The sequence below is a fragment of the Bacillus cereus group sp. BfR-BA-01379 genome (genome assembly GCF_022663605.1).
GTDB lineage: Bacteria > Bacillota > Bacilli > Bacillales > Bacillaceae_G > Bacillus_A > Bacillus_A mobilis.
Window position 1 is genome coordinate 1 of the sequence record NZ_JAKUFT010000005.1, and the last position, 21562, is coordinate 21562.

Here is a 21562-nt window from a genome sequence, read left to right on the forward strand (position 1 = left end):
GTAGAAGTTGCGATTCGTGCAGGAGCAAATGTAATTAATATTCCAGATACAGTTGGGTATACGAATCCAGAAGAATATTATTCTCTTTTTAAATACTTACAAGAATCCGTTCCTTCATATGAAAAAGCAATCTTCTCTTGTCATTGTCACGATGATCTTGGGATGGCTGTAGCTAATTCATTAGCTGCAGTTGAAGGTGGAGCGTTGCAAGTAGAAGGAACAATTAATGGAATTGGAGAAAGAGCAGGGAATGCGGCGTTAGAAGAAGTCGCAGTTGCTCTTCATATTAGAAAAGATTTCTATAAAGCAGAGTCTTCTATGACGCTAAAAGAAATTAAAGCGACGAGTACACTAGTAAGCAGATTAACAGGTATGGTTGTACCGAAAAATAAAGCGATCGTTGGAGCGAATGCATTCGCTCATGAATCAGGCATTCATCAAGATGGTGTATTAAAAGAAGTGACAACGTATGAGATTATTGAACCAGAGCTAGTAGGCGAATCTCAAAATCTATTCGTACTTGGAAAACATTCTGGACGTCACGCGTTTACAGAAAAAATGAAAGAGCTTGGCTATGAGTTTACAAAGGAAGAACGAGATGCGGTGTTTGAAGCGTTTAAAAAATTAGCTGATCGCAAGAAGGAAATTACGGAGGAAGATTTACGTGCACTTATGCTTGGTGAAGCAGCATTTGCGGCTCAGCAATATACCATTACGCAACTGCAAGTACATTTCGTATCAAATAGTACACAATGCGCGACAGTTGTGCTAAAAGATGAGGAAGGAAATATATACGAAGATGCAGCTACTGGCTCTGGTAGTATTGAAGCGATTTATAATGCAATCCAAAGAATTTTAGGATTAGAATGTGAATTGGCGGATTATCGCATACAATCTATTACACAAGGTCAAGACGCACTAGCTCATGTTCATGTTGAATTAAAAGAAGGAACGCATCAAGTATCAGGTTTTGGTGTCGCGCAAGACGTATTGGAAGCGTCGGCGAGAGCATATGTCCATGCGGCGGGGAAATTAAAATCTTTTATCCAGCTTGTGAAATAAGTGGTTGATAGGTGAGAGAAGCTTTCCTCACCTATCAAATTAAAGTTCTGAAAATTCAGTTAAAAGGAGTGTTGAACTTGGAAAAACGTATCGTTTGTTTAGCTGGTGATGGTGTTGGCCCGGAAGTTATGGAAAGTGCGAAGGAAGTATTGCATATGGTAGAGAGATTATATGGGCATCGTTTTCATTTGCAAGATGAGTACTTTGGTGGGAGTGCTATCGATTTAAATGGGCAACCATTACCACAGCGAACGCTTGCCGCCTGTTTAGCAAGTGATGCAGTTTTATTAGGAGCAGTTGGTGGACCAAGGTGGGATAGTGCGAAAGAAAGACCAGAGAAAGGGTTATTAGCTTTAAGAAAAGGACTCGGCGTATTTGCAAATGTTCGCCCTGTAACGGTAGAAAGCGCAACGGCACATTTATCGCCATTAAAAAAGGCTGATGAAATTGATTTCGTTGTCGTTCGTGAATTAACAGGTGGAATTTATTTTTCTTATCCGAAAGAACGAACGGACGAAGTAGCAACAGATACACTTACGTATCATCGTCATGAAATTGAGCGTATCGTTTCGTATGCTTTTCAATTAGCGAGCAAGCGGAAGAAGAAAGTGACATCGATTGATAAGGCGAATGTTTTAGAGTCTAGTAAACTATGGCGAACTGTGACAGAAGAAGTAGCACTTCGTTATCCAGGCATTGAACTAGAACATATTTTAGTAGATGCCGCCGCGATGGAATTAATTCGAAATCCAGGACGGTTTGATGTAATTGTAACGGAAAATTTATTTGGAGATATTTTGAGTGACGAGGCTTCCGTATTAGCTGGATCATTAGGGATGCTTCCATCAGCAAGTCACGCGGAAAAGGGACCTTCATTATACGAGCCTATTCACGGATCAGCACCGGATATTGCCGGGAAAAATAAGGCGAATCCAATTGCAATGATGCGCTCTGTTGCAATGATGCTTGGGCAATCGTTCGGATTAACGAGAGAAGGGTGTGCAATTGAAGAAGCAATTTCTGCAGTCCTTACATCAGGGAAATGTACAGCAGATATCGGTGGGACTGAAACGACAACTTCATTTACGAAGGCGGTTATGCAAGAAATGGAAGAGCAAGCGTTAGTAGGGAGAGGGAGATAATGGGGAAAAGGTTGCTAGATAAACTATGGGAAAGACATATAGTTACGACAAACGAAAATGGGTTGGATTTATTATATATCGATCTTCATCTTGTCCATGAAGTAACGTCACCGCAAGCCTTTGAAGGCTTGCGGCTTACAAATCGAACGGTCCGTAGACCAGATTTAACATTCGCAACGATGGATCATAATATTCCAACGAAAGATGTTTGGAATATTACCGATCGCATTGCGAAACAGCAACTAGATACACTTCGTGAAAATTGTAAACAATTTCAGGTACCTTTAGCGGATATTGGAGATGAAGAGCAAGGGATTGTTCATGTTATCGGACCAGAACTTGGGCTCACGCAGCCAGGAAAAACAATTGTTTGTGGTGATAGTCATACAGCAACACACGGTGCGTTTGGCGCGCTAGCATTTGGCATTGGCACGAGTGAAGTGGAACATGTATTGGCGACACAAACGTTATGGCAACGTAAACCGAAAGCGATGGGCATTGAGTTAAAAGGGAAATTACAGAAAGGTGTTTACGCTAAAGATATTATTTTGCATCTCCTTTCAAAGTACGGTGTAGCAGTTGGAACCGGATACGTAATGGAGTTTTATGGAGAGACAATTGGAGCTATGGAGATGGAAGAGAGAATGACGCTTTGTAATATGGCAATTGAAGGAGGAGCGAAAGCTGGTATTATAGCACCAGATGAAAAAACATTTGCTTATGTAAAAGGACGTCAATATGCACCGAAAGACTATGGAACTTTCGAGAAAAAATGGTCTGAACTGTATACAGATTCAGATGCGATTTATGATTTACATATTTCAATTGATGTGGCGGATTTAGCACCGTACGTTACGTGGGGAACAAACCCGAGTATGGGTGTTCGTATTGATGAAAAATTGCCAGAAAAGCATGATGCAAATGACGAAAGAGCATTTTCTTATATGGGATTAAGCCCTGGACAAAGTACGTATGACATTCCAGTTCAGCATGTTTTTATTGGATCTTGTACAAATTCCAGGCTCTCTGATTTAGAAATTGCTGCATCTGTTGTGAAAGGAAGAAAGGTAAAAGAAGGTGTGCGAGCACTCGTTGTGCCTGGATCGAAAAGAGTAAGAGAAGCTGCGATGCAAAAAGGGCTACATCATATCTTTGAAGAAGCGGGATTTGAATGGAGAGAACCTGGATGTTCAATGTGTCTTGGAATGAATCCAGATCAAGTACCTGAAGGAGAACATTGTGCTTCCACTTCAAACCGTAATTTTGAAGGAAGACAAGGAAAAGGAGCACGAACACATTTGGTTAGCCCAGCAATGGCGGCAGCAGCTGCATTATATGGTCATTTTGTTGATACTAGAAAGGAGAGTTATGATGGAGCCATTTCGTATTCATAAAGGTACTGCCGCAGTACTGATGAATGATAACATTGATACAGATCAAATTATTCCGAAGCAATATTTAAAGAGAATTGAACGGACGGGATTTGGAAAATATTTATTCGATGAATGGCGTTATGATAATAACCGCCATGAAAACCCTAATTTTCCACTTAATGCACAAGATAGAAAAGGAGCAAGTATATTAATTACAGGTGATAATTTTGGTTGCGGTTCTTCAAGAGAACATGCTCCATGGGCGCTTGCTGATTATGGTTTTCGCGTTATTATCGCTGGCGGGTTTGCAGATATTTTTTATATGAATTGTATGAAAAATGGTATGTTACCAATTGTAATGGATAAAGAAATGCGAGAACAACTTGCCAAAACGGATGCGAGAGAACAAATAGAAGTAGATTTAGAGAATGAAGTCATTACAACGAGTACGCACAGGTTTCATTTTACAATCGAGAAAATGTGGAAAGAGAAATTATTAAATGGTCTAGATGAAATTAGTATTACAATGCAATATGAACAAGAGATTGTAGAATATGAAAGGAAAGCAGCTTTATATTAAGAAATAACGGAATGTTCGAAATGTATTTACATTCAGAATTAAGTATTATATACTATGTAAAAAATCAGAGGAGAAAGGGAGTAAGTATTATGAATATCGTGCAACCTATTGAAATGCTTACACAACTACATCATCATACATAAAGCCCTTGAACCTAGCGTGAAAACGTGTAGGCACAAGGGTTATTCCCGTTGTACCTACACTCTACTAAAGAGCCTTGTAGGTATTTTGTCTACAAGGCTCTTTTTATTTTCGGTTTAGGTGAATGAAATAGGCATACATTAGAAAGGGAAAGGTGTGAGAATTTAGATGACAAAATGGAAACGGGCAAATCCAAATGGAACGAGAGACTATTTATTCGAAGAATGTACGTTAATTGAAGAAGTGGAACAAAAATTAAGACGTACTTTTTTAGAGCGAGGTTATGAGGAAATAAGGACACCTACAATAGAATTTTATGATGTTTTTGCCTTTCAAAATAGACCGATAGATGAAGAAAAGATGTATAAATTTTTTGATGAAAAGGGACGGATTATCGTCTTACGTCCAGATATGACAATTCCTTTAGCGAGAGTAATGGGAACGCAGAGGTGGGATACGCCGCTAAAACTGACGTATGGCGGGAATGTATTTCGGGCGAATGAGTCCCTTACTGGAAAATATAATGAAATTGTACAAAGTGGTATTGAAATTATTGGGATTGATAATGTAAGAGCTGAAATTGAATGCGTCATAAGCGTCATTCAATCACTTCAAAAGGTGAAGGTGCAATCTTTTACAATAGAGATTGGGCAAGTGCAGTTATATAAATGTATTGTCAAAAAGCTCTCCATTCATGAGGAAGAAGAGAGAGTACTTAGAACATATATTGAAAGTAAAAATTATGCTGCTCTATCAAATTTTATTAGAGAAAAGAAATTAGATCGAAGTGATGAAACAGTGAGATTACTTGAGAAATTACCAAGGTTATTTGGGAATTTAGAAGTGATTGAGGAAGCGGAAAAACTCGCCTCGAGTAATGAAATGAAAATGGCCATCGCAAGAGTGAAAGAAATATATGAAGCCATTGAAAAACTAGGCTATGGATCTTACATATCAATTGATTTAGGTATGATCCAACATCTAGATTACTATACGGGAGTTATTTTCAAAGGGTATATATATGAAATTGGAGAAGAAATTGTTAGTGGCGGAAGATATGATGAGTTAATTGGAAATTTTGGAGAAATGCTGCCGGCCGTTGGACTCGCGGTGCAAGTCAATCAAATTGTGAAGGCGCTGCAAGAGCAGCAAGAACCATATGAACGAAAGAGAATAGATATTATTATTCATTATGAGTTAAACAGATTAGCAGAAGCGGAAAGATTACGAAGTTTACTTCAAAAGGACGGGAAAAAAGTAGAGCTATCTTTATTCTCTAATGTAAACGATACCTTTCAATTTGCAAGAAAAAATCAAATAATAACGGTCGTTGAGGCAAAGAATGAATCATTAGTGGAATATGTATGGAAAGAGAAATGGGTAGTCCAGAAAGAAGGAGAAGCCTCATGCGTAACATTCAAATTGCGTTAACGAAAGGGAGATTAGAAAAGCATGTGATTCCACTCTTTGAGCAAATTGGAATTGATTGTTCAGAGCTCAAAAATAAAGGGCGAAAGCTTGTCTTTCAAAGTAAGAATACAGATATCTCATTTATTTTAGTGAAAGCAGTAGATGTTGCTACTTATGTAGAACATGGAGTAGCGGATATTGGGGTCGTTGGAAAAGATATTTTAATGGAAAACGAGAAAGATATTTATGAAATGTTGGATTTAGGAGTAGGCGTGTGTAAGTTTTGTGTAGCTTCTATCCCTACATATAACCCGAAGAGCTACCGGAAGAAACGTATTGCAACGAAATATCCCCATATTACTTCTACCTATTTTCATGATAAAGGAGAGGATGTAGAAATTATTAAAATAGAAGGTTCTGTAGAGATCGCTCCTATTCTTGGATTGGCAGATGCAATTGTTGATATTGTTGAAACAGGAACAACATTACAAGAAAATGGACTCATTGTATTTGAGGAAATGTGTTCTATATCTGCTCGAATGATCGTAAATAAGGCTGCATTAAAAACTAAAAAAGACGAAATATTCAGTATTGTAAATATGATGGAGCAAGAAATTTTGTCAGGAAAATAGGGGGACTTGAAATGGAGATCGTTTGTGAAGATTTTCAAAAGGCGTTATCGAAAATAAAATTGCTGCGAGAAAACGCTAATATAATAGAAGAAACTGTTCAAAGAAGTGTAAGAGAGATTGTTCAAAATGTAAGGGAGAATAGGGATGAGGCCCTATCTTTTTATACAAACAAGTTTGATGGTGTGGAGATGAAAGAGTTTCGTGTAAGTGAAGAAGAAATAGAACGAGCGAGTATGTTTGTAGAAAATTCATTTTTAGAAGCGTTACAAGAGGCGAAGAAAAACATTATATCGTATCACGAAAAGCAAAAAAGGCAATCCATATTCGATTGCGAGAGTAAAGGCATCATTAGGGGACAAATCATTCGGCCGTTAGAAAATGTAGGGGTATACGTGCCAGGCGGAACTGCTTCCTATCCTTCGTCAGTATTAATGAATGTATTACCAGCGAAACTCGCAGGTGTGAAAAAAATTGTAATGGTAACACCGCCGAGAGAAGGAGGAATTGATCCACATATTTTAGTTGCTGCAAGCCTTGCAGGAGTAGATGAAATGTATACGATAGGTGGCGCGCAAGCAATTGCTGCTTTAGCATACGGGACGGAATCGATTCCGAAAGTGGATAAAATAGTTGGACCTGGAAATTTGTATGTCGCTCTAGCGAAACGAGAAGTATACGGAATAGTAAATATCGATATGATTGCCGGCCCGTCAGAAATTGTAGTTATTGCTGATGAAACTGGTAATGCAAAATATATTGCTGCTGATTTATTATCACAAGCAGAACATGACGAGAGAGCAACGGCAATTTGTATTACAACGAATATAGAGTTAGCGAAAGAAGTAGAAAAAGAGATAGAAAGACAGTTAGAAACATTACCAAGAAGCGAAATTGCACGTGAATCGATAAATAGAAATGGAGCCATTTGTATCGTTCCTTCTTTAGAAGAGGCACTCCAATTGTCGAATGAAATCGCTCCAGAACATTTAGAGTTACATATAAAAGAACCGATGAATGCTTTAGCTTATGTGAAACACGCAGGATCTATCTTTCTTGGACCATATGCACCGGAACCACTCGGTGATTATATAGCAGGACCGAATCATGTGTTACCGACAAGTGGTACGGCAAGATTTTTCTCACCGTTATCAGTCGATGATTTCGTGAAAAAATCAAGCTTCCTGTCTTATACGGAGGAAGCGTTAAGAGATGTACAACATCATATTATAGAACTAGCCAATAAAGAAGGGTTACATGCGCATGCGAGAGCAATTCAAATAAGATTTGAGGAGGAAGAATAATGCGTGAGTATAGTCAAATACGTGAGACGACAGAAACAAAAATAAAATTAAGTTTGCAGCTTGATGAAGGGAAGGATGTTTCTGTACAAACGGGAGTTGGATTTTTTGATCATATGCTAACTTTATTTGCAAGGCATGGAAGATTCGGTTTACAAGTGGAGGCGGAAGGAGATGTATTCGTTGATGCACATCATACAGTTGAAGATGTTGGAATTGTACTCGGAAATTGTTTGAAAGAAGCATTGCAAAATAAAGAGGGGATTAACCGTTATGGCTCTGCTTATGTACCGATGGATGAATCTTTAGGTTTTGTAGCAATTGATATAAGCGGACGCTCGTATATTGTATTTCAAGGAGAATTAACGAATCCGAAGCTAGGGGATTTTGATACAGAACTAACAGAAGAATTTTTTAGAGCGGTTGCTCATGCTGCAAATATTACGTTACATGCCCGCATTTTATATGGAAGTAATACACATCACAAAGTTGAAGCATTGTTTAAGGCGTTTGGTAGAGCGCTTAGGGAAGCGGTTGATAAAAATGCCAACATTACTGGTGTAAATTCAACGAAAGGGATGTTGTAATTGATTGCTATTATAGATTATGGAATGGGGAATATTCGTAGTGTAGAACAAGCATTAAAATATATTGAAGCAGCGTACATCGTAACAAGTGATAAAGAAGAGATTTTTAAAAGTGATGGAGTGATTTTACCAGGAGTAGGTGCATTTCCAAAAGCGATGGATGTATTGGAAGAAAAAGATTTAGTGTGTGTATTAAAAGAAATCGGGCGTTCAGGAAAACCGCTTTTAGGCATTTGCTTAGGAATGCAGCTTTTATTTGAAAATAGTGAGGAACTACAAGACTGTAACGGATTAAGTTTATTGCCAGGTGTTATTCGAAAGCTAAAAGTCCCTTATAAAATTCCACATATGGGATGGAATGAGCTAAAGAAAGAGGGGGAAATAGCGCTTTGGAATGGAGTAGAGGACGGTTCATTCGTATATTATGTCCACTCTTATTACGCAGATTGTCCTAATGAAATTGTATATGGAATAAGTGAATATGGATTGAAAGTACCTGGTTTTGTAGCAAAAGGAAATATATACGGCGCACAGTTTCATCCTGAAAAAAGTGGTGACATTGGGATGCAAATGTTGAAAAATTTCAAAGGGGTGGTAGAAGCATGGAAATCTTCCCAGCTATCGATTTAAAAGAGGGACGATGCGTTAGATTGTATCAAGGAGAGTTTAGTAAAGAAACAGTAATGAATGAAGACCCGGTTGCGCAAGCGATTATATTCGAAAAATCGGGAGCGAAAACACTGCATATTGTTGATTTAGATGGTGCAATTGCTGGCGAATCGTTAAACTTGCCGATCATTGAAAAAATTTGCAAGGCAGTACACATTCCTGTGCAAGTTGGAGGCGGAATTCGGTCACTTGTAGCGGTAGAAAAGTTATTGTCAGTAGGTGTAGATAAAGTGATTTTAGGAACAGCTGCTCTTTATGATAAGGAATTTTTAGGGGAAGCAGTTCGTCTATATAAAGAAAAAATCATTGTTGGAATTGATGCGAAAAATGGTTTCGTAGCAACGAGAGGCTGGCTTGATGTTTCTGAAATTTCTTATATTTATTTAGCGAAGGAAATGGAGAATGTAGGTGTTCAAACAATTGTGTTTACAGACATTTCGAAAGACGGGACACTTGCAGGGCCGAATGTAGAGCAATTGGAGTTACTACAAAAAAGTGTGGGCATTCGTCTTATTGCTTCTGGAGGAGTGGCATCTATTCAAGATGTGAAAAAATTAAATGATATGAATATATACGGCGTCATAATTGGTAAGGCTCTTTACGAGAAAACGATTAATTTAGGAGAAGTGTTAGAGGTAACAAAGTTATGTTAGCGAAACGTATTATTCCATGTCTAGATGTGAAAGAAGGGCGAGTCGTAAAAGGTGTAAATTTTATAGGATTACAAGACGTCGGTGATCCTGTTGAAATAGCTGCTTTATATAATGAGGCGGGAGCAGATGAAATTGTATTTTTAGATATTACGGCAACGCATGAAGGACGAAAAACAATTATCGATGTTGTAGAAAAAACAGCTTCGAAAGTATTTATTCCTCTTACAGTTGGCGGGGGGATTTCAAGTGTTAAAGATATGTACAATTTACTAAGAGCGGGAGCAGATAAAGTTTCAATCAATTCAGCGGCAGTGCGAAATCCAAAGCTAATCAAAGAAGGGGCAGAACACTTTGGCTCACAATGTATTGTCGTCGCAATTGATGCTAGAAAAATAGCAGAAGATAAGTGGAATGTATATGTGAACGGCGGAAGAGTTGATACGGGAATGGATGCAATTGAATGGGCAAATCGCGTTACCGAGCTAGGGGCAGGCGAAATTTTGTTAACGAGTATGGATGCAGATGGAACGAAAAATGGATATGACCTCCGTTTAACAGAAGAAATTTCAAAAAGCGTTTCCGTACCAGTCATCGCGTCAGGCGGGTGCGGTCATGTTGATCACATTATAGAAGTCTTTCAAAAGACAACAGTTGATGCAGCGTTAGCGGCATCCATCTTTCATTATGGTGAGGCGACAGTGCAGGACGTAAAGAGAAAATTAAGAAATGCAAACGTTGAGGTGCGGTTATGAAACCAAACTTTTCAAAAGGATTATTACCAGCAGTTGTAATGGAAGAAGGGACAAAAGAAGTTTTAATGCTAGCTTATATGAATGAAGAAGCATATGAAAAAACGCTAGAAACGAAAAGAACATGGTTTTATTCTCGTTCAAGAAGGTCGTTATGGAATAAAGGAGAAACATCAGGAAATGTCCAATATGTGCAATCTCTGTATTTAGATTGTGATCAAGATTCAATCGTTGTTGTCGTAAAGCAAGTGGGACCTGCTTGTCATACCGGAGAGAAAACGTGTTTTCATTACAAAATTATATAGGGGGATACATATGGGAAACGCCTTTACATTACTATTTGAAACAATTGAAGAACGAAAGAGAAATCCACTTCCTGAATCGTATACAAATTACTTGTTTTCAAAAGGAGAAGACAAAATTTTAAAGAAAATTGGTGAGGAATGCACGGAAGTAATTATCGCATCTAAAAATAATGATAAAGAAGAATTGGTGAAAGAAATGGTGGATGTATTGTATCACTGCTTCGTTTTATTAGCCGAAAAAAATATATCATTAGAAGATGTTATGGAGGAAGTGACAGAAAGAAATGGGAAGCTTTCGCGAGTAGGGGACAGAAGAGACATAGATACATTATAAGGGGGAATATAGATGAAGGTGGATTATCACATTCATTTAGAAGAAGGTCCATATTCAATAGGGTGGCTAGCGAAAATAAATGAATCATTGCAACAGTATGAACCGCTTAAAGAAGAAAAACATTCTATGGAATGGCTTGTGAAAACACAAGAACGCCTGCAAAGACGTGTGAAAGAAGGGCCATTTACAACGAAATGGATTGATTTATATTTAGAAGAAGCTTTGCGAAAAGGTATAAAGGAAGTTGGTATTGTCGATCATTTATACCGTTTTTATGAAGCGAAAGAATACTATGAAAGATATGTCGATATTAGTGATTCTAAGCTTGGTCATTTACAGAAGGAGTGGCTAGACCAAGTAAGGGTAGCGTCACTACATGATTTTACAAAGGCAATAGAAGAAGCGAAAGAACGATGGAGTAAACGAGGCGTGACGCTTAAAGTTGGAATTGAAGCAGACTATTTTATTGGTGGTGAACAAGAATTACAATCTTTACTGGCATTAGGAGACTTTGATTATGTAATTGGTTCTGTTCATTTTTTAAATGGCTGGGGATTTGATAATCCAGATACGAAAGAATATTTTAAGGAGCATGACTTATATGCTTTATATGATACGTTTTTCAAAACGGTTGCGTGTGCAGTTCGCTCTCAGTTATTTGATATTATAGCTCATCTTGATAACATAAAAGTATTTAATTATCGGTTAGATGAGAATGAACAAATTTCGTATTATAAGGGCATTGCGTGTGCGTTAGTAGAAACGAATACGGCAACGGAAATAAATGCGGGATTGTACTATCGCTATCCTGTGCGCGAAATGTGTCCGAGTCCACTATATTTACAAGTATTAGCTAAGCACGGGGTTCCGATTACACTCTCCTCAGATGCTCATTATCCGCATGATTTAGGAAAATATGTGGAAGAGAATATAAAGACGTTACGTAATCATGATATTTCACACTTAGCTACCTTTACGAAACGAGTAAGAACGATGAGATTACTGGAAGAAGAAGTATCCATTTCAAAATGATCACGATTTTTTGATGAAAACTCTCCTTTTTGTTCAAAATAAGAAAGAATAAAAAGGAGGGTAAGAAATGGCGAAACAACAAAATAAACAAAATGTACAAAATGTACAAAGTGCAGAGCAACAAGCGTATACTTCTGAAACGAATGCTACATCTCAATCCGTTATTGAGGAACAAATTAGTGATACAGTTGCAGAAGGAACAATCGATGTGAAGCTTGGAAAAGAATCGCAAGAAAAAGCATAAGAAGAGGGGAGACTTGCATCTCCTCTTTTTTTATGGAAAAGTGTCGATTTTCAAAACTATAATCAAATTCCTTGGTTTTTATATGTGGATTTCTTACAATGAAAGATAAGAGGTATCTTATTTTCTATAGAAGAGGTGTTAGTAGTGGCGAAAATATTAGTAGCAGGAAAAATTCCAGCAATCGGATTAGAACTATTAAAGGATCATGATGTAGAAATGTACGATAAAGAGGCTTTAATTTCTTTAGATGAATTAACAGAGCATGCAAAAGATAAAGATGCATTGTTAAGCCTACTTTCTACAAAGGTGACAAAAGAAGTGATTGATGCGTCACCTAATTTGAAAATTATTGCAAACTACGGTGCTGGTTACGATAATATTGATTACTCGTATGCCGAAGAAAAAGGCATTGCGGTAACGAATACACCGAAAGTATCAACTGAAGCGACAGCAGAATTAACATTTGCACTTCTTTTAGCAGCTGCACGTAGAATTCCTGAAGGCGATACGCTATGTCGTACAACTGGATTTAACGGATGGGCGCCATTATTTTTCTTAGGCCGTGAAGTACACGGGAAAACAATTGGAATTATTGGCCTTGGAGAAATCGGAAAGGCAGTTGCAAAGCGTGCGAAAGCGTTTGGAATGAATGTTTTATATACAGGGCCAAATCGAAAACCTGAAGCTGAAAGTGAACTAGAAGCAACATATGTAACATTGGAAGAATTATTACAAACAGCAGACTTTATTACAATTAACTGTGCGTATAATCCGAAATTGCATCATATGATTGATGAAGAACAGTTTAAAATGATGAAGAAAACAGCGTATATTGTAAATGCTTCACGTGGACCAATTATGCATGAAGCGGCACTTGCTCATGCATTAAAAACGAATGAAATTGAAGGGGCGGCTCTTGACGTATTTGAATTTGAACCGAAAATTACTGAAGAGCTAAAAGGATTAAAGAATGTAGTACTTGCTCCTCACGTAGGAAATGCAACATTCGAAACGCGTGATGCGATGGCTGAAATGGCAGTAAGAAATATTTTAGCCGTATTAAAAGGTGAAGAGCCTGTAACACCTGTAAATCAAAAAGCAGTAGTTACAAAATAAAAAGAAACCTTCCGAAATCGGAAGGTTTCTTATTTTTCTTTATTTGCTCTTTTAGATGGTCTTTGTCTAAGAAATTGAGATAGCATATACAAAATATATAGTGGAATAGCAATGAATAAGAAAACAGAAAAGTTACCGATCCCTGTTTGGTACATTGTGATAATGCTTCCAACTAAAAATAGTGTAATAATGATGCTATATCGTGGAAGTGGTACATCTTTTAAACTTGGGATACGAATGCGGCTCACCATTAAAAATGCGAACGTTACAAAGACTGTAATAAGAACGATTTTTGGAATGATATGTGAAAATAATGTTAAGAAAGCAACAAGCCCTCCCGCTGCTGTAATCGGTACCCCAGTGAAATATTTCATTGAAGTAGAAGATGGTGTTACATTAAATCGCGCTAAACGATATGCTCCGAAAAGAGGGAATAGTCCCGCTATGTATAGTCCGATGATTCCGTAATTGGAGAAAGATGTGTAATACATAAGAACAGCAGGTGCTGCACCAAATGTCACGACATCCGCAAGTGAGTCAAGCTCTTTTCCCATTTGTGAATCAACGCGTAATAAACGAGCAACACGCCCATCAAGACTATCTAACATCATCCCGATAAGTACTAAAATAGCAGCTGATTTATAATATCCTAAAGATGCATAGCCGATTGACAAGAATCCACTATATAAATTTCCGAGCGTAAATAAGTTTGGAATAGCTGCTCTATACAAAATCTGATCCCTTGCTTTCTGTAATAAATTCTTAATTAGTGTATGAAATTTTACTTATTTTATCATACCATAAATTTCTTCCTCATACGAAAGAAATTCCCAATTTGTGAAAGATTTCATAGAAGAATGATTTGAAAAATAAGTAAAAAAAGAAGCAACTTTTATAAAGTTGCTTCTAGTACTACTCAAATTTCGTTGTCATTGTTCCAGTTTTATAACGATTGTTAGGATCGAAACGTAATAAATCTCCATAAATGAGTTTATCGGAGAGTTTCAATTCAGTTTTTGCTTTTTCAATATTAGGTTGGCATAATGAAATGTCAGCTTCTTCACCTGTATTTCGTTTATAGCACATGTTTTTTGTATACACATAATCTTCCGAAACGAAGCTACCATCACGCATTACCATAAGTGGATCTTTTTCTTTAATAAATAAGTCAGTTCCAAATTCAATGGATTGATTTGTTTTAATACCAAGTAAATGAAGTAGCGTTGGTTTAATATCAATTTGACCAGATACTTTAGAAATGACTTTTCCTTCTTGGCCAGGTACATGAATAATGAGAGGGACGCGTTGTAATTGCATAGAATCAAACGGTGTAATAGCGTTTTTCCCAAGGAACTGGGCCATAGCTGCATTATGGTTTTCTGAAATGCCGTAATGATCTCCATAAATGACAATAACAGAATTATCATACAGTCCTTCATCTTTTAACTGTTTAATAAATAATTTAAGAGCTTCATCCGTGTAACGAACGGTTGGGAAGTAGCGGTTTACAACACCACTTTCTGAATTAAACTCATCAACATATTGATCTTCTGGATTTAGAAGAAATGGAAAATGGTTTGTTAAAGTGATAAATTTTGTATAGAACGGTTGTGGTAAAGATTTTAGCTTTGGAATCGATTGTTCAAAGAACTCTTTATCTTTTAATCCCCAGCCGACAGACATTTGTTCTGTGCCTACGTAATCATTTAAATTAAAGTAACGATCATATCCGAGTGCAGGATACATTACATCACGATTCCAAAACGTTTTATCGTTTGAATGGAAGACAGCAGAAGAATATCCGTATTTCTTTAATTGTTCTGGTGTAGCTGTATATTCATTTGTTGCGTGAGTAAAGAATACAGAACCGCGGTCTAACGGATAAAGTGAATTTTCAACGATAAATTCAGCATCAGAAGTTTTACCTTGTCCCGTTTGATGATAGAAGTTATCGAAATAAAAACTATCTTTAATAAATTCATTTAAAAATGGTGTAATTTCTTTTCCATTTATTTTTTTATTAATAACAAAACTTTGTGTAGATTCCATGGAAATCAAAATAACATTTTTACCTTTTGCAGCTCCAAATAAGTTTTTATCGACTTGCTTATCTTTTGAGTCTGTATAGTTTTTAATTTCAGAAAACCCGTCTCCACTTGCAAATACACGTTCAGCTGAAGATTTAGATTGAAGTGTAATATCAAATAGATGATATGTGTATAAACCTAAATTTTTCACGACTGTTTGACGATCAAATGAGCGTGAGAACATTTGTGGCTTATAAATAACGGAAACAACAATTTGTAGTGCTAATAAAGCTGTTACACCGCTAAAGAAAGTTCGCTTCTCAGAGCGAGAAAGCGGCGTCTTGTCACAAAATGCCGGGAATTTACGTGAAAGAAACATTAAAATAATCGCATCTGCAAATAAAAGTAATGTTTTGTACGTAAAGAGTTCTTTAATACTCGTCCCTAAATCAGCCATATTATTTGTTTGGAATAAAACTGGGAACGTAACGAAATCGTTATAAAACCCATAAAACATTGCATTTCCAAATAAAATAAAGGACAGTATAAAACTGATTCCAACTATAATGCGGTTTCGGTGTTTAGATGCAAATAAAGCAAAACCGAAAAATAAAAGTAACGCAGCTAGTGGATTAATAAAAAGCATAAATTCTTCAAAGAAATTATCAATTTTAATATCAAACGCTAGCTTGTACACAATATATGTTTTTATCCATAATAAAACGACTGCAACGAGTGCAAATCGCAGTTTTGGAAATAGACGTTGTAGCATAATATACTCCTCTCCTAAAAAGCATGACCGTTCTTGTGAGCTGGTTTGATTAGCACCTCATTTTATATATACGAACAGTCCTTTATTATTATGTTTATTATACTATGAGTATCATTATACGAAAATAAAAGAGAGTTGTGGGCTTTTTTATAATAATTGAGTAGAAAAAGGGCAGTAGGAGACAATAAAACGGAGTTTCTATGTATGATTATTATCGTGTGCAGAAAGAATCGTGTAACAATACGGAGGTTATCATGCGAAAATTATTATATTTTATAGTATGCAGTAGTGTTATACTTTTTGCTTCACCGACTGTGTCGGTAGCCCAATATGATGCACCTCTTATGGAAGATGCCTTTTATTCTGTTTTGTTTCCGAAAATAAATAAAGCTATTGAAAAACAATATGGGAGCTTAAAGCCTTATCAATGTCCTAAAATTATTAGTTTAAAAAAAGTGTATAGCGGTACATATTTATTTCAAGCGGTTATTGAAGTGACGAAATATGAACAGGTTGGTGGGAAAATTGTTCCGCCATTTGAAAAAGTAACAATTACTTTTAATAATGAAGAAGGCGAATGGGAAGTGACAAAGATTTTAGTAAAGCGCTTACCAAATGATACGAAATTAAACTGTAAAAAAACAATATAAAAAATTGTTTGACAAATAAAATGGTCCTTTGGTATTGTTAATAGCAACAATCAGATGTTTGAAAATTAAATAGACTTACCTCATCTACTCTCAAAGGTAGAGGCCGCAATAGGAAAGAGTAAGCTATGGGAGATTTAATGGAATCTGTGATCATAGGTTGAAAGGGACTATTGCCGAAATATAAGAATAACCATCTTATTCATATATTGGGACTGCATTGAATAAATGTAGTACTGTCATAAGATTATTTTATGGAGAGCTATTTGGAGATGTTGATGCGGTTTCTTATTTTGAGGAGATAACAACTCGTTTATTTTTTCAATATATATTTTTCCTAATAAGAAACGCGTGTGAACATTGTTCCGCGCGTTTTTTGTCTATCTAAAAGCGTGCTGCAATGAATAGAAGATTGGGGTTATGAGTTTTAGAGGAAATAAGGGAGGAATTCAAATGTATTTACACGGCACAAGCCGAATCAATGGGCAAGGACACTTAGAAATTGGAGGGTGCGATACGACGCAGCTCGCAAAACAATATGGAACACCACTTTATGTATACGATGAAGAGTCTATTCGAGGAAAGTGCCGCGCGTTTCATCGTGCTTTTAAAGAAAGTGGGTTCTCTTATCAAGTAGCATATGCAAGCAAGGCGTTCTTGTGCATGGAGATGTGCCGAGTAGCTCGTGAAGAGAATATGTCATTAGATGTTGTTTCTGGAGGGGAATTATATACTGCGCTTCAAGCGGGATTCCCAGCATCTCGTATTCATTTTCACGGCAATAATAAAACAGAAGAAGAGATTGTGATGGCACTTCAGGCGAATATTGGTTGTTTTGTTGTCGATAATTTCTTAGAGTTAGAAATTTTGCATGATTTAGCAGTGCAACATGGGAAATTTGTGAACATATTAATCCGTGTAACGCCTGGAGTAGAGGCGCACACACATGAATATATTACAACAGGTCAAGATGATTCGAAATTTGGGTTTGGAGTTTCAAATGGTCAAGCGATGCAAGCGATTGAGCTTGCTTTACAAAAATCAAATTATGATGTGTTAGGAATTCATTCACATATCGGATCGCAAATATTTGAAACGGCTGGATTTGTTCGAGCGATTGAAGTTCTTCATCAATTTTTAGAAGAAGTGAGAGAGCGCGCGAACTATGTAGTAAAAGTATTAAATGTGGGCGGAGGATTCGGAATACGCTACACAGAGTCAGATACACCATTAACTCTTGAGACATATGTGCGAGCTGTAACAAGTGCAGTGAGGGAACAATTTACCGTATGTAATTATCCCTTACCAGAAATATGGGTTGAACCAGGCCGTAGTATTGTAGGTGATGCTGGAACGACAATTTATACAGTTGGATCTGTGAAAGACATTCCTGGTATTCGGAAATATGTATCAGTGGATGGGGGGATGACTGATAATTTAAGACCTGCTTTATATAACGCTCGTTATGAAGCGATGTTAGCGAATCGAGGAAATGATGAGAACGAGGAAGTTGTTTCGATTGCTGGGAAGTGTTGTGAGAGTGGAGATATGTTAATTTGGGATATTACTCTACCGAAAGTTGCTTCTGCCGATTTACTAGCAATTTCTTGTACAGGGGCATACGGGTACTCCATGGCAAATAATTATAATCGGATTCGTAGACCAGCTGTCGTCTTCGCGAAAGGCGGCACATCACAAATTGTTGTAGAGCGCGAAACATATGAAAATATTATTGGGAACGATCGCATACGTATTAAAGAACTTGTGTAAATGGGGAAAAGGAGTTGTTCGGATGGGCAATTCCTTTTTTATAAAAATAAAATAAATAAAATATATCGGAAAACTAGGATTGAAAAAAATCAGAATTGTGATAAAATACAAATACAAAGCTTATCAAGAGAAGCGGAGGGAACTGGCCCGACGAAGCTCGGCAACCTGCTTATAGAAAGCAAGGTGCTAAATCCAGCAAAATGGAATCCATTTTGAAAGATAAGGTAAAATATATTACCGAACAGTCTTTTCGAAATGGGAAAGATTTTTTTTATGAATAAAAAGGGGGGCTGTTCGCGTGAGCGTACGGGAACATTTTGAGGAAGTGTCTGAGAAAATTGAAGCGATGCTTGCTGATATGAAATATGGTTCAATTACAATTGTTGTGCAAGATGGAAAGGTCATTCAATTGGAGAAAAGTGAAAAGGTACGTTTAAAGTAAAAAGCGCTGACTAGAAAAACTAGAGGCGGTTTTAACCTATTTTGATTAGGTTAAAACCGTCTTTTTGCTTTTACAGGGGGAAAGAACATGTTGACGTATGAAACGTGGGAAGAAAGTAACATTTCATTTTCAGAAGAAGATGAAACAAAAGGCGCGTTATCTGTATTACGTTGGGCTTATAAAGAATATGAAAGTGAAATTGTATACGCATGTAGCTTTGGAGTGGAAGGGATGGTACTGCTGCACCTTATAAACCAAGTAAATCCATCTGCTAAAGTTGTATTTTTAGATACAAATGTTCATTTTCGCGAAACGTATGAATTAATTCAAAAAGTGCGGGAACGATTTCCTTCATTAAATATTATAGAAAAACAGCCGGAACTTACACTTGATGAACAAGCGAAGTTGCATGGTGAGAAATTATGGGAAAGTAATCCGAACCTTTGTTGTAAAATTAGAAAAATTTTACCGTTAGAAAAATCATTAGCAGCGGAAAAAGCGTGGATATCGGGCTTAAGGAGGGAACAATCAGAAACGCGTAAGCATACAAAGTTTATAAATCAAGATCATCGTTTTCAATCTATTAAAGTTTGTCCACTCATTCATTGGACGTGGAAAGAAGTGTGGCGGTATGTATACAAACATAGCTTGCCGTATAACCCGCTGCATGATATTGGATATCCAAGTATTGGGTGTGAGAAGTGTACGTTACCTGTAGGTGAGGGTGGCGATTCGAGAGATGGTAGATGGTCTGGGAAAGTGAAAACAGAATGTGGTCTGCATTACCAATAAGATGAATTTGAAAATAAAGCTAAGAGAGGAAATAGAAAATGAGTACAAGAAACGAATTAGTAAACCGTATAGACGAGACATACGACGTATCACAAATTAGAAAAGAAATTCAACTAGATAACATTGCGTTAAGTGATTTGGAGTTATTAGCGACAGGGGGATATAGCCCGCTTACTGGTTTTTTAGGAAAGAAAGACTATGATTCGGTCGTAGAAACGCTTCGCTTAGCAAGTGGTAGCGTATGGAGTATACCGATTACATTGCCGGTAACAGAAGAAGTGGCAGAAAATCTAAAAGCTGGAGAAGAAGTAAAGCTTGTTAATAGTGGAAATGTATATGGTGTCATTCAAATAGAAGATATTTTTGTACCTGATAAAGAGAAAGAAGCATTACTTGTATATAAAACGACGGATGATGCTCATCCAGGAGTGAAAAAATTATATGAACGACCGAACGTTTATGTCGGTGGAGCTATTATTCTTACAAAACGATTTGAAAATAATCAGTTCCCTTCTTATCATTTAGATCCAATTGAAACGAGGGAAGAATTTAAAAAACGTGGTTGGAAAACAGTAGTCGGATTTCAAACGAGAAACCCGGTACATCGTGCTCATGAGTATATTCAAAAATCTGCTCTTGAAATTGTAGATGGCCTCTTTTTAAATCCACTCGTTGGGGAAACGAAGTCGGATGATATTCCTGCTGATGTAAGGATGGAAAGTTATGAAGTATTACTTCAAAACTATTATCCGAAAGATCGTGTCTTTTTAGGTGTATTTCCTGCAGCGATGCGTTACGCAGGACCGAGGGAAGCGATATTCCATGCATTAGTTAGAAAGAATTTTGGATGTACTCACTTTATTGTAGGACGCGATCATGCAGGGGTAGGAGATTATTACGGTACTTATGAAGCGCAAGAAATTTTTACAAACTTTACAGTGGAAGAGTTAGGAATTACACCGTTATTTTTTGAACATAGTTTTTACTGCACGAAATGTGAAGCGATGGCTTCGACGAAAACATGCCCGCACAGCAAAGAAGATCATGTTATTTTATCGGGTACGAAAGTAAGAGAGCTATTAAGAAACGGTGAGGTTCCGCCGAGTACATTTAGTCGTAAAGAAGTAGTGGAAGTGCTAATTAAAGGTTTGAAAAAAGAAGTAGTAACAGAATAGGGAGAGAATGAGATGGATACAAATATTACTTGGCATACAGCATCTGTTTCAAAAGATGAGAGAAGAGTAAGAAATGGGCATCATAGTTTTGTAGTTTGGTTTACTGGTCTATCAGCTTCAGGTAAATCTACGGTAGCGAACGCGGTTGCTCGTAAACTATTTGAAAAGAAGATTGGAAACTATGTACTAGATGGGGATAATATACGCCACGGTTTAAATAAAGACTTAGGTTTTTCTGAAAGTGATCGTATGGAAAATATAAGACGGATTGGCGAAGTGGCGAAGCTATTTGTAGATCAAGGTACTGTTGTTCTTACAGCGTTTATTTCACCATTTCGAGTAGACCGAAAACAAGTGAGGGATTTATTAGCTGCAGATGAGTTTATAGAAGTGTTTGTAAAGTGCCCAATTGAAGAGTGCGAGAAGCGTGATCCGAAAGGGCTTTATAAAAAAGCGAGACAAGGTGATATTAAAGAGTTTACTGGTGTTGATTCACCGTATGAAGAACCAGAGAAACCGGAATTAATTGTAGAAACGCACAAGTATTCTATTGAAGAATGTGCAGAACAAATCGTGAAGTACTTACAAGAGCGTAGTTTTATATAGGGGG

Annotated in this window: 24 protein-coding genes and 2 riboswitches; of the genes, 22 read left to right on the forward strand and 2 right to left on the reverse strand. The window is 37.1% G+C overall.

All coding sequences use genetic code 11. From position 1 onward, the window contains the following. From leuA to MR113_RS03145, 16 genes are all read left to right on the forward strand, one after another. Positions 1–1062: 2-isopropylmalate synthase (gene leuA / locus MR113_RS03070; protein WP_242250909.1), on the forward strand; the 1062-nt coding region annotated here is incomplete at its 5' end. A 77-nt stretch (positions 1063–1139) separates the two neighbouring features. Then, entirely contained in the window at positions 1140–2204 is a 1065-nt protein-coding gene (gene leuB / locus MR113_RS03075; protein ID WP_242250910.1) for a 3-isopropylmalate dehydrogenase, read from the forward strand. Beyond that, positions 2204–3598 carry a 3-isopropylmalate dehydratase large subunit gene (leuC, locus tag MR113_RS03080; protein WP_242250911.1) on the forward strand — a complete coding sequence of 465 codons (1395 nt, stop codon included), beginning with the start codon at positions 2204–2206 and terminating at the stop codon, positions 3596–3598. The genes leuB and leuC overlap by 1 nt, the downstream gene beginning before the upstream one ends. Next, on the forward strand, positions 3576–4157 hold the full coding sequence (gene leuD / locus MR113_RS03085) for a 3-isopropylmalate dehydratase small subunit (RefSeq protein WP_242250912.1): 582 nt from the start codon (positions 3576–3578) through the stop codon (positions 4155–4157). Before leuC ends, leuD begins: the two co-directional genes overlap by 23 nt. Before the next feature lie 309 nt (positions 4158–4466). Next, positions 4467–5729, forward strand: coding sequence for an ATP phosphoribosyltransferase regulatory subunit (hisZ, locus tag MR113_RS03090; RefSeq protein ID WP_242250913.1), 1263 nt, complete (start codon positions 4467–4469; stop codon positions 5727–5729). Further along, a complete protein-coding gene (gene hisG / locus MR113_RS03095) occupies positions 5705–6340 on the forward strand; it encodes an ATP phosphoribosyltransferase (protein ID WP_242250914.1) in 636 nt (211 codons plus the stop codon). Before hisZ ends, hisG begins: the two co-directional genes overlap by 25 nt. A gap of 11 nt (positions 6341–6351) precedes the next feature. After that, positions 6352–7641, forward strand: a complete 1290-nt coding sequence (gene hisD, locus MR113_RS03100; RefSeq protein ID WP_242250915.1) for a histidinol dehydrogenase — start codon at positions 6352–6354, stop codon at positions 7639–7641. Then, positions 7641–8225: an imidazoleglycerol-phosphate dehydratase HisB gene (hisB, locus tag MR113_RS03105; RefSeq protein ID WP_242250916.1), complete on the forward strand. Its 585-nt coding sequence runs from the start codon at positions 7641–7643 to the stop codon at positions 8223–8225. The genes hisD and hisB overlap by 1 nt, the downstream gene beginning before the upstream one ends. Further along, positions 8226–8855: an imidazole glycerol phosphate synthase subunit HisH gene (gene hisH, locus MR113_RS03110; protein ID WP_242250917.1), complete on the forward strand. Its 630-nt coding sequence runs from the start codon at positions 8226–8228 to the stop codon at positions 8853–8855. Then, positions 8828–9547 carry a 1-(5-phosphoribosyl)-5-[(5-phosphoribosylamino)methylideneamino]imidazole-4-carboxamide isomerase gene (hisA, locus tag MR113_RS03115; protein ID WP_242250918.1) on the forward strand — a complete coding sequence of 240 codons (720 nt, stop codon included), beginning with the start codon at positions 8828–8830 and terminating at the stop codon, positions 9545–9547. The genes hisH and hisA overlap by 28 nt, the downstream gene beginning before the upstream one ends. Then, the gene (gene hisF, locus MR113_RS03120) at positions 9541–10299 is read left to right on the forward strand and encodes an imidazoleglycerol phosphate synthase cyclase subunit (RefSeq protein WP_242250919.1); all 759 of its coding nucleotides are present in this window, start codon (positions 9541–9543) and stop codon (positions 10297–10299) included. Before hisA ends, hisF begins: the two co-directional genes overlap by 7 nt. Then, a complete protein-coding gene (gene hisI, locus MR113_RS03125) occupies positions 10296–10601 on the forward strand; it encodes a phosphoribosyl-AMP cyclohydrolase (protein WP_073517398.1) in 306 nt (101 codons plus the stop codon). The genes hisF and hisI (MR113_RS03125) overlap by 4 nt, the downstream gene beginning before the upstream one ends. 10 nt (positions 10602–10611) lie before the next feature. After that, entirely contained in the window at positions 10612–10935 is a 324-nt protein-coding gene (gene hisI, locus MR113_RS03130; RefSeq protein ID WP_000525958.1) for a phosphoribosyl-ATP pyrophosphatase, read from the forward strand. A gap of 12 nt (positions 10936–10947) precedes the next feature. Next, complete coding sequence (locus MR113_RS03135) at positions 10948–11967, forward strand: histidinol phosphate phosphatase domain-containing protein (protein ID WP_242250920.1); 1020 nt, start codon at positions 10948–10950, stop codon at positions 11965–11967. A gap of 67 nt (positions 11968–12034) precedes the next feature. Further along, positions 12035–12211: a DUF4025 domain-containing protein gene (locus MR113_RS03140; protein WP_242250921.1), complete on the forward strand. Its 177-nt coding sequence runs from the start codon at positions 12035–12037 to the stop codon at positions 12209–12211. A gap of 144 nt (positions 12212–12355) precedes the next feature. Beyond that, positions 12356–13327 (forward strand): NAD(P)-dependent oxidoreductase, encoded by a 972-nt coding sequence (locus MR113_RS03145; protein WP_242250922.1) that lies wholly within the window; start codon positions 12356–12358, stop codon positions 13325–13327. A gap of 29 nt (positions 13328–13356) precedes the next feature. Here the strand turns inward: MR113_RS03145 and pssA are convergent, their stop codons facing one another. Together pssA and MR113_RS03155 are read right to left on the reverse strand one after the other, a co-directional pair. Beyond that, a complete protein-coding gene (gene pssA / locus MR113_RS03150) occupies positions 13357–14058 on the reverse strand; it encodes a CDP-diacylglycerol--serine O-phosphatidyltransferase (RefSeq protein ID WP_000285414.1) in 702 nt (233 codons plus the stop codon). Between the two features lie 181 nt (positions 14059–14239). Then, the gene (locus MR113_RS03155) at positions 14240–16126 is read right to left on the reverse strand and encodes an LTA synthase family protein (protein WP_242250923.1); all 1887 of its coding nucleotides are present in this window, start codon (positions 16124–16126) and stop codon (positions 14240–14242) included. Between the two features lie 254 nt (positions 16127–16380). Between MR113_RS03155 and MR113_RS03160 the strand changes: the two genes are divergently transcribed. From MR113_RS03160 to cysC, 6 genes are all read left to right on the forward strand, one after another. Continuing rightward, on the forward strand, positions 16381–16776 hold the full coding sequence (locus MR113_RS03160; protein ID WP_242250924.1) for a DUF3888 domain-containing protein: 396 nt from the start codon (positions 16381–16383) through the stop codon (positions 16774–16776). An 89-nt stretch (positions 16777–16865) separates the two neighbouring features. After that, positions 16866–17046: riboswitch (Lysine riboswitch) on the forward strand. 180 nt (positions 17047–17226) lie between these two features. Next, positions 17227–18543 (forward strand): diaminopimelate decarboxylase, encoded by a 1317-nt coding sequence (lysA, locus tag MR113_RS03165; protein WP_071722356.1) that lies wholly within the window; start codon positions 17227–17229, stop codon positions 18541–18543. Between the two features lie 117 nt (positions 18544–18660). Continuing rightward, a riboswitch (SAM riboswitch) is annotated at positions 18661–18769 on the forward strand. Positions 18770–18841: 72 nt separating this feature from the next. Then, positions 18842–18985 (forward strand): YezD family protein, encoded by a 144-nt coding sequence (locus MR113_RS03170; RefSeq protein WP_000116161.1) that lies wholly within the window; start codon positions 18842–18844, stop codon positions 18983–18985. Between the two features lie 87 nt (positions 18986–19072). Beyond that, entirely contained in the window at positions 19073–19777 is a 705-nt protein-coding gene (locus MR113_RS03175; protein ID WP_242250925.1) for a phosphoadenylyl-sulfate reductase, read from the forward strand. 38 nt (positions 19778–19815) lie between these two features. After that, the gene (gene sat / locus MR113_RS03180) at positions 19816–20952 is read left to right on the forward strand and encodes a sulfate adenylyltransferase (protein WP_242250926.1); all 1137 of its coding nucleotides are present in this window, start codon (positions 19816–19818) and stop codon (positions 20950–20952) included. Positions 20953–20964: 12 nt separating this feature from the next. Further along, positions 20965–21558, forward strand: coding sequence for an adenylyl-sulfate kinase (gene cysC / locus MR113_RS03185; protein ID WP_097843816.1), 594 nt, complete (start codon positions 20965–20967; stop codon positions 21556–21558). The last annotated feature ends 4 nt before the right edge of the window (positions 21559–21562 follow it).